This is a genomic window from Massilia sp. Root335, assembly GCF_001425685.1.
GTDB classification, from domain to species: domain Bacteria; phylum Pseudomonadota; class Gammaproteobacteria; order Burkholderiales; family Burkholderiaceae_D; genus Telluria; species Telluria luteola.
Genome location: NZ_LMCY01000028.1, coordinates 111860 through 120335, shown reverse-complemented (window position 1 = coordinate 120335; position 8476 = coordinate 111860). Strand labels below are relative to the sequence as shown.

Sequence of the window (8476 nt, the reverse complement as noted above, 5' to 3'; positions counted from 1 at the left end):
ACACGTAGAACTTGGGTTCCCGCCTGCGCGGGAACGACGGTGGAATTGCACGCGTTATCGACATGCGTGCGGCACTTGGGTTCCCGCCTGCGCGGGAACGACGGTGGAATTGCACGCGTTATCGACATGCGCGCAGCACTTGGGTTCCGGCCTGCACGGGAACGACGGCGTGTTTGCGTGCGTCGTCCACACCACATGCGCGCAGCACTTGGGTTCCGGCCTGCACGGGAACGACGACGTCACCGTGTCGGGCGTTCAGCAGTGCATCAGGATATTGAGCAGCCGCCCGAACGGATCGCGCATAAAAAATCGGCGCACGCCCCACGGCTCGAGCGCCGGGCCGTATTCCAGGGCCAGGCCGGCGGCCGCCACGCGGCGCAGCACTTCGTCCAGGTCGTCCACCTCGATCGACAGGTCGGGCACGGGCGTGCCGGAGCCGCCTTCCGACGCAAAGCTCAGCTGGGGCGCCGGATTGCCGCCGCCGCTGCCGGCCAGCGTCACGATCCAGCCGTGGTCCATGACGACCTGCATGTCGAGGATGCCGCCGTAGAACGCCTGTGCGGCCGCGGCGTCCGCGGCGTGGATGTTGGCGACGATGCGTTTGACCGCCATGTCAATCTCCTTTCGGGGTGCGGGCGCGGCGCCCGATCACGTCGTCGAGCACCGCAAGAATGTCGGCCGCCATCACCGGCTTGACGAAATGGAGGTCGAAGCCCGCGGCCAGCGCCCGGTCGCGGTCGTGCGCCTGGCCGTAGCCGCTGACGGCCACCAGCGGCACGTCCGCCATGCCCGGCTGCGCGCGCAGCCGCCGTGCCAGCTCGTGGCCGTCGAATTCGGGCAGGCCGATGTCGAGCACGCACACGTCCGGCCGGTGCGCCGCCGCGTACGCGAGCGCCTTGCCGGGGCTGTGCCAGACGGTGGCGCGATGGCCCACGGCCTCGATGTACATGGCGAGGATCTGGGCCGCATCCACGTTGTCGTCCACGATCAGGATGTCCAGCGCTTCGGCCGGCGCCGCGGCGCCCGTCGCCACCGGTTCGTCGCCCGCGTCGTCGGCCTCGCCGCGCAGGCGCGGCAGGGCGACGGTGAAGCGGCTGCCCCGGCCCGGTCCCGCGCTGTCGGCGGACACGGTCCCGTCGTGCAGTTCCACGAGGCTCTTCACGAGCGCGAGGCCGATCCCGAGGCCGCCCTGCGACCGGTCGGCGCTGCGCTCGGCCTGCGAGAACAGCTCGAACGCGCGCGCCGTCAGGTCCGGCGTCATGCCGATGCCGTTGTCGCACACGTCCACCTCGACGCACCCGGCCTCCAGCCGCAGGTGCAGGTCGATGCGCCCGCCGTCCGCCGTGTAGCGGGCCGCGTTGCCGAGCATGTTGGCGAACACCTGCACCAGGCGCTTGCGATCCCCGAGTACCTGCGCGTCGTCGGACGGCAGGTGCAGCTCCAGGTGGTGGTTCTTCGCCTTGACCTGCGGCCGCACCTGCTCCACGGCTTCCGCGATCACGCCGGCCAGGGCCACGGGCGCGCGCTCCAGCGTGATCAGGCCGCGCGTGACGCGCGAAACGTCGAGCAGGTCGTCGATCAGCCCCGTCATGTGGCGCGCCTGGCGCGCGATGATCGTCTGCACCTGGCGGATGCGCGGGTCGGCCGAGTGGCCGACCTTGAGGAAGTCGGCGGCCGCCGTGATCGGCGCGAGCGGATTGCGCAGCTCGTGCGCCAGCATCGCGAGGAATTCGTCCTTGCGCCGGTCGGTCTCGCGCAACGCGCGCCGGGCTTCCTGGATCGGCGTGACGTCGATCATCACCGCGAGGCCTTCCGTGGGCGGATCGTCCAGCGTGACGGAGCCCATCTGCACGCTCGCGCGGCTGCCGTCCTTGCGGAAGTATTCCTTGACGAGGTTCTCCACGCGTCCCGTCGTGCGCAACTGCGCCATCGCCCGCATCGTGGTCTCCGTCCACTCGGGCGGCGTCAGCGTACGGGAGTCGAGGCCGCCCTGCTCGAATTCCGCGCGCGTATAGCCCAGCATGTCGAGGAATGCCTGGTTGGCGTCGATGATGGTGCCGTCCATGCGGTAGCGCACCATGCCGACGACGTTCGATTCGGCCAGGCGCCGGAACCGCGTCTCGCTCGCGCGCAGCGCTTCCTCGTTGCGCTTGTGCTGGTGGATGTCCGTGCACGTGCCCATCCAGCGCACGATGTGCCCGTGCGCGTCGCGCACCGGCAGCGCGCGCCCCAGCAGCCAGCGGTATTCGCCGCTGCGGTGGCGCATGCGGTACTCGATCTCGTACGGCGCGCCGGTGGCGAGCGACGCCTGCCAGGTCGCCCAGGTGCGGGCGCGGTCGTCCGGATGCACCATGTCGCTCCAGCCCACGCCATCCGTCGCGCCCACGTCGGAACCCGTGAAATCGTACCAGCGCTCGTTGTAGTAGTCGTGATAGCCGTCCGGCCGCGTCGTCCAGACCATCTGCGGCATGGCGTTCGTGATCGTGCGGAACTCGGCCTCCGCCGCGCGCAGCCGGGTGGTCTCGGCGACGAGGCAGGAAAAGCCGCGCACCACGCCGTCGAGGTCGCGCAGGGGCGCGAACGCCAGGTCGAGCCACGGCGGCGCGCCGGCGCCCTCGCCCAGCGCGTGCGCCGGCAGTTCGACCTGGAAGGCCGCGCCGGCCAGCGCGCGCGCCACGTGCGGCTGCAGCTCGGCCCAGGCCTCCGGCCAGTCGCGCAGGCTGCGGCCGAACGTCGCGGGATGGCGCGCGCCCAGCATCGGCACGGACGCATCGTTGTACAGCACGCCCAGCGCCTCGCCCCAGCCGAGGAACATGGGCGTGGCGGCGTCGAACATGAACCGGGCCGCGTGGGCCAGGGCCGGCGGCCAGCCGGACGGGGCGCCGAGGGGGGAGTCCGACCAGTCGCGCTCGCGCAGGCATTGCTCGACGCCGGCCACGCAGGCACCGCCGGAAAAATCGTTCATGATATCCAGTCAAAGGCGCGGGCGGGCACCCGCATCCGCCATTCTAGCCGCTTCTCGCCACACCTTCGGCGCGCCGTCGTCACGCGTAGGCCGGCATCCCGGGCAGCAGCTTGTCGAGCGTGACGGGATAGTCGCGCACGCGCACGCCGGTCGCGTTGTAGATCGCGTTCGCGACCGCCGCCGCCACGCCGCAGATGCCCAGTTCGCCGACGCCCTTCGCCTTCATCGGCGACGACATCGGGTCCGTCTCGTCGAGGAAGATCACGTCCTGGTGCGGGATGTCGGCATGCACCGGCACCTCGTAGCCGGCCAGGTCGTGGTTGACGAAGAAGCCGACGCGCTTGTCGACGACGAGGTCTTCCATCAGCGCGGCGCCCACGCCCATCGTCATCGCGCCGATCACCTGGCTGCGCGCCGACTTCGGGTTCAGGATGCGCCCCGCCGCGCACACGGCCAGCATGCGCCGCACCCGCACTTCCGCCGTCGCCGCATCCACCGCCACCTCGACGAAGTGGGCGCCGAACGTCGACTGCTGGTATTTCTTTGCCAAGTCGCCGTAGTCCATCGTGTCCTCGCCGGTCACGTCGGCGTCGTGCGAAGCCTGGGCCAAAGGCAGCGCCTTGCCGCCGGCGCGCACCATGCCGCCGGAGAAGTCGGCGTGCGCGGGATCGAGCCCCAGCTTCTTCGCCACGTTCTCGCGCAGCTTGACGCAGGCCGCGTACACGCCGGCCGTCGCGCTGTTGCCGCCCCACTGGCCGCCCGACCCGGCCGACACCGGGTACGCCGAATCGCCCAGCCTGACCGTCACGCGGGACAGCGGCACGCCCAACATCTCGGCCGCCGTCTGGCCGATGATGGTGTAGCTGCCGGTGCCGATGTCGGTCATGTCCGTCTCGACCGTCACCGTGCCGTCGCGCTCGAGGCGCACGCGCGCACCCGACTTCGTGTTGATGTTGTTGCGGAAGGCGCCGGCCATGCCGTAGCCGACGAGCCAGCGGCCGTCGCGCACCTGGCCCGGCTTCGGATTGCGCTTGTTCCAGCCGAAGCGCTCGGCGCCGATGCGCAGCGTGTCGACGAAGCGCCGCGTCGAGAACTTGCGGCCCGGCTTTTCCGGGTCCACCGTCGTATCGTTCACGATGCGCAGCGTGACCGGGTCCATGTGGAGCTTTTCCGCCAGCTCGTCCATCGCGATCTCCAGCGCCATCAGCCCCGGCGCCTCGCCCGGCGCGCGCATCGCATTGCCTTCCGCGAGGTCGAGCACGGCCAGCCGCATCTGCGTGAAACGGTTGGCGCCCGCATAGAATAATCGCGTCTGGTTCACGGCCGTTTCCGGCTGGCCGCCCGGCAGGTCGCCCGACCAGCTCTCGTGCGCGATCGCCGTGATGCGGCCCTCGCGCGTGGCGCCGATGCGGATGTGCTGGATCGTCGCCGGCCGGTGCGTCGTATTGTTCATCATGAGCGCGCGCTGCAGCGTCACCTTCACGGGCCGCCCGGCCGCCTTTGCGCCCAGCGCCGCCATCAGCGCCTCCGACCGCAGGAACAGCTTGCCCCCGAAGCCGCCGCCGATGTAGGGCGAGACGAGGCGCACGTTGTGTTCCGGGATGCCCAGCGTCTTCGCCATGTCCTGCACGCCCCAGTGGATCATCTGGTTCGACGTGTACAAGGTCAGCTTCTCGCCTTCCCACACGGCGAGCGACGCATGCGGTTCCATCATCGCGTGCGTCTGGTCCGGCGTCTTGTAGACGGCGTCGAGCCTGACGGGCGCCGTGGCGAAGGCCCGGTCGAAGTCGCCCACCCTGGTCGTCGACCTGTCCTTTTGCTTGCCGGCGGGGCCGGCCGCGTTCATCGCCGCCTCGAGGTCGTACACGCCGTTCCGGGGCGCATAGTCGACCCGCACGAGGCTCGCCGCGGCGCGCGCCTGCTCGAACGTCCCGGCGACGACGACGGCCACGGCCTGGTGATAATGCTGGACGTCGGGACCGGCCAGCAGCCGGGCCGTGTTCTTGTCGCCCTTCCCCAGCTTGCCCGCGTTCTCGTGCGTGACGACGGCGATCACGCCGGGCGCCGCGCGCGCGGCGGCCGTGTCGATCTTCGTGATGCGTCCCTTGGCGATCGCGGCGCCGACGACCCAGCCGTAGGCGGCGTTCGGCGCCGCCTTGTGCTGTTCGTAGGCGTAAGTAGCGGTGCCCGTCGTCTTGAACGGACCGTCGATCCGGTCGGTCGGCCTGCCGACCACCTGCAGGCGGTCGATGGGATTGGTGGTGGCGGGTGTCGTGAATTTCATGGATCGCTCCTCATGCCTTGCGCGCATCGGCCAGCACGGCGGCCAGCGTGCGCTGGACCAGCGGGACCTTGAACGCGTTGTCGGTCGTGACCCGCACCCCGGCCAGCAACTGGTCGGTGACGGCCCCGGCGCCGTGCGGCAGCGCGCTGTCCGCCGCCGGCACGCGCCACGGCCGGTGCGCGACGCCGCCCAGCGCCACCCGGCCGCTGCCGTCCGGCTGCACGACGGCCGCGACGGACACCAGCGCGAACGCATACGACGCGCGGTCGCGCACCTTGTGGTAATAGTGCCTGCCGCCCAAGGGCTTGGGCAGCGTGACGGCCGTGATCAGTTCACCCGGCGCGAGCGTGTTCTCGATGTGCGGCGTGGCGCCCGGCAGGCGGTAGAAGTCGGCGATGGGAATCGTGCGCGCCGTGCCGTCCGGCCGCACCGTTTCCACGCCCACGTCCAGCAACTGCATGGCCACCGCCATATCGCTCGGATGCGTCGCGATGCACGCTTCGCTGTGGCCGACGATGGCCAGCTGGCGCGTGTAGCCGCCGATTGCCGAACAGCCGCTGCCCGGCCTGCGCTTGTTGCACGCCTGGTTCGTATCGTAGAAATACGGGCAGCGGGTGCGCTGCAGCAGGTTGCCGGCCGTCGTCGCCTTGTTGCGCAACTGGGGCGACGCGCCGGCGAGCAGCGCGCGCGCCAGCACGGCGTAGTCGCGCCGCACGCGCATGTCGGCCGCGAGGTCGGTGTTGCGCACGAGCGCGCCCACGCGCAGGCCGCCGTCCGGCGCCGGCTCGATCCGGTCGAGGCCCGTGCCGTTGACGTCGACGAGGTGCGCCGGCGTCTCGATTTCCAGCTTCATCAAGTCGAGCAGGTTGGTGCCGCCGGCGATGAAGCGCGATCCCGGCTGGCGCGCGGCCGCCGCTGCCGCCTCGGCGGGGGTGGCGGCGCGCTGGTAGGTGAACGCCTTCATGCGGGATATCCCTTGCCGGCGGCGCCGGCGACTTCCGTGATCGCATCGATGATGTTCGAATACGCGCCGCAGCGGCAGATGTTCCCGCTCATGCGTTCGCGCAGCTCCATCGGCGACAGCAGCGGCTGCGCGCCCAGGTCGGGGCTCACGTGGCTCGGAATGCCGTGCCGCAGCTCGTCCAGCGCCGCCACGGCCGAGCAGATCTGGCCCGGCGTGCAGTAGCCGCACTGGTAGCCGTCGTGCTTCACGAACGCGGCCTGCAGCGGATGCAGCTTTTGCGGCGTGCCGAGGCCCTCGATGGTCGTGATGTCGGCGCCTTCGTGCATGACGGCCAGGCTGAGGCAGGAATTGATGCGGCGGCCGTCGACGATCACGGTGCAGGCGCCGCACTGGCCCTGGTCGCAGCCCTTCTTGGTGCCGGTCAGGTGCAGGTGCTCGCGCAGCATGTCGAGTACCGTCGTGCGGGTGTCGAGGACCATCTCGTAGCGCTGGCCGTTGACGCGCAGCGCGACCCGCGCCGTCACGGGCGCCGGCGTGGTCGCCGCGCCGCCCTCGCCCGTATCCGGGCCCTGCGCGCAGGCCATCGGCGGCAGCGCGACGGCCGTGGCGGACAGCGCGCCGCCGATCAGCAGTTCGCGCCTCGTCTGGTTGATGTCGCTGGAGTCGATCATGGGTTCGGCCCTCCTGTCGTTCGCTCGTCGTCAGATTGCGCATATTAAGACTGTTTCGCCCGGGACCCGTGCACGGTAGGCGCGGCCGGTATCGGAACACGCTACCGCGCGGCGCATGCCGTGCGCCCGGCGCGTCACGCGCTTGGCCCAGCGCAGCCCCACGGGCAAGATGGCGCCACATTTCACACACGGAGACACCATGAAACGCCTGCTGCTCGCAACCCTGTTCGGCCTCGCCTGCGCCAGCGCCCGCGCCGCCGACCCATCGTCCCCCTCGGAGGCCCTCAGCGAAGCCACGGGCAGTGTCGTCCTCGGATCGATCGCCGTCGTGGGCGTCACGGGCAGCGTGGTGGTCGACAGCGTGACCGCCGTCGGCGACGGCATCGAGGTCGTGCTGGAAGGCGCGGGCCAGGCCAGCCGCGCGACGGTGCGCCTGTCCGGCGCGGCCGCGCGCGGGCTGTCGATCGGCGCCGGCACCGTACTGCAGGTCGTCGCCATGTCGGCCGGCCATGCGCTGGTCCTGTCGGGCAAGGTGATCGCCTTCATTCCGAACGAAATCGGCCAGGCCCTGCTGCACCATGCGCGCGCGTCCTGACCGCTCCCTCGCCGCGCTGGCCTGCGCACTGGCCCTCGCGGCCGCGCTCCCTGCGCACGCGGGCCAGGGCTGCCGCGAAGAACCGCTGAGCGTGGACGAGGTGAGCCACTCGATGGCGCTCGCGCAGCGCACGTTCGCCGCGCTGGACGCCAGCGGCGCCACCGTCGCCATCGTCGCGCGCGCCGGCCAGGATCTCAGCAAATACGGGCTGGAATACTCGCACATGGGGATCGTCGTGCGCGACCATGCGGCCGGGCGCTGGACCGTCGTCCACGAACTGAACACGTGCGGCACGGCGGACTCCGACCTGTACACGGACGGCGTCGGCAACTTCTTCCTCACCGACCTGTATCGCTACCGCGCCCAGGTCGTCATCCCCGGGCCGGACGTGCAGGCGCGCGTGGCGGCACTGCTCGCGGGCCGCACGGCGCGGCGCCTGCACGAGCCGCACTACAACATGCTGTCGTACGTGTACTCGACCCGCTACCAGAACTCGAACCAGTGGGTGCTGGAGACGCTGGCCGCCGCCAGCGCGCCGCCGGGCGCCGTCGAGACCCGCGCCGAGGCCCAGGCCTGGCTGCAGCGCCAGGGCTATCGCGTGCCGACGGTGGAGATCCCGGCCGTCACGCGGCTGGGCGCCCGCATGTTCCGCGCCAACGTCGCGTTCGACGACCATCCGTTCGACCGGCGCATGGCCGGGCAGATCGATACCGTGACCACGGATGCCGTCGTCAATTTCATACGCGGGCGCGACTCGCAGGCGCGGGTGGTCACCGTCGAGTAGGCACGCCGCGCAATCTTGCGAAGATGTGACAATCGTTGAATTTTGCGACACGTTTCCGCTGTTATCCTTGCGACCATTCCGCCGCCGCGCCAAGCGCCGGCCGCGCCACCGACAAGGAGCCGAGATGTCCCCGCAAACCCGACCACGTCCGCTGCCGCGCCTGTGCGGCCGCGCCGCACTTCTCTCCCTCGCCATCGCTCTCGCCGCATGCGG

7 protein-coding genes are annotated in these 8476 nt (G+C 70.8%); 2 read left to right on the top strand and 5 right to left on the bottom strand.

What is annotated here, in order from left to right:
* Positions 1 to 255: 255 nt before the first annotated feature.
* From ASC93_RS16320 to paoA, 5 genes are all read right to left on the bottom strand, one after another.
* On the bottom strand, positions 256 to 612 hold the full coding sequence (locus ASC93_RS16320; RefSeq protein ID WP_056444249.1) for a VOC family protein: 357 nt from the start codon (positions 610 to 612) through the stop codon (positions 256 to 258).
* A 1-nt stretch (position 613) separates the two neighbouring features.
* Entirely contained in the window at positions 614 to 2965 is a 2352-nt protein-coding gene (locus ASC93_RS16315) for a PAS domain S-box protein (RefSeq protein WP_056444245.1), read from the bottom strand.
* A gap of 79 nt (positions 2966 to 3044) precedes the next feature.
* Positions 3045 to 5249: an aldehyde oxidoreductase molybdenum-binding subunit PaoC gene (gene paoC, locus ASC93_RS16310; protein WP_056444243.1), complete on the bottom strand. Its 2205-nt coding sequence runs from the start codon at positions 5247 to 5249 to the stop codon at positions 3045 to 3047.
* 10 nt (positions 5250 to 5259) lie between these two features.
* On the bottom strand, positions 5260 to 6213 hold the full coding sequence (locus ASC93_RS16305) for a xanthine dehydrogenase family protein subunit M (protein WP_056444240.1): 954 nt from the start codon (positions 6211 to 6213) through the stop codon (positions 5260 to 5262).
* Positions 6210 to 6884, bottom strand: a complete 675-nt coding sequence (paoA, locus tag ASC93_RS16300) for an aldehyde dehydrogenase iron-sulfur subunit PaoA (protein WP_157201961.1) — start codon at positions 6882 to 6884, stop codon at positions 6210 to 6212. Before paoA ends, ASC93_RS16305 begins: the two co-directional genes overlap by 4 nt.
* 199 nt (positions 6885 to 7083) lie before the next feature.
* On the opposite strand from paoA, the gene ASC93_RS16295 reads away from it, so the two are divergent.
* A complete protein-coding gene (locus ASC93_RS16295) occupies positions 7084 to 7479 on the top strand; it encodes a hypothetical protein (RefSeq protein ID WP_056444237.1) in 396 nt (131 codons plus the stop codon).
* Positions 7463 to 8263, top strand: coding sequence for a DUF2145 domain-containing protein (locus ASC93_RS16290; RefSeq protein ID WP_056444235.1), 801 nt, complete (start codon positions 7463 to 7465; stop codon positions 8261 to 8263). The genes ASC93_RS16295 and ASC93_RS16290 overlap by 17 nt, the downstream gene beginning before the upstream one ends.
* Positions 8264 to 8476: the final 213 nt, after the last annotated feature.

Excerpts from the sequence above, each read along its gene's own strand:
- ASC93_RS16320 (WP_056444249.1), bottom strand. The coding sequence starts at position 612 with ATGGCGGTCAAACGCATCGTCGCCAACATCCACGCCGCGGACGCCGCG.
- ASC93_RS16315 (WP_056444245.1), bottom strand. The coding sequence starts at position 2,965 with ATGAACGATTTTTCCGGCGGTGCCTGCGTGGCCGGCGTCGAGCAATGC.
- ASC93_RS16305 (WP_056444240.1), bottom strand. The coding sequence starts at position 6,213 with ATGAAGGCGTTCACCTACCAGCGCGCCGCCACCCCCGCCGAGGCGGCA.
- paoA (WP_157201961.1), bottom strand. The coding sequence starts at position 6,884 with ATGATCGACTCCAGCGACATCAACCAGACGAGGCGCGAACTGCTGATC.
- ASC93_RS16295 (WP_056444237.1), top strand. The coding sequence starts at position 7,084 with ATGAAACGCCTGCTGCTCGCAACCCTGTTCGGCCTCGCCTGCGCCAGC.
- ASC93_RS16290 (WP_056444235.1), top strand. The coding sequence starts at position 7,463 with ATGCGCGCGCGTCCTGACCGCTCCCTCGCCGCGCTGGCCTGCGCACTG.
- paoC (WP_056444243.1), bottom strand. The coding sequence starts at position 5,249 with ATGAAATTCACGACACCCGCCACCACCAATCCCATCGACCGCCTGCAG.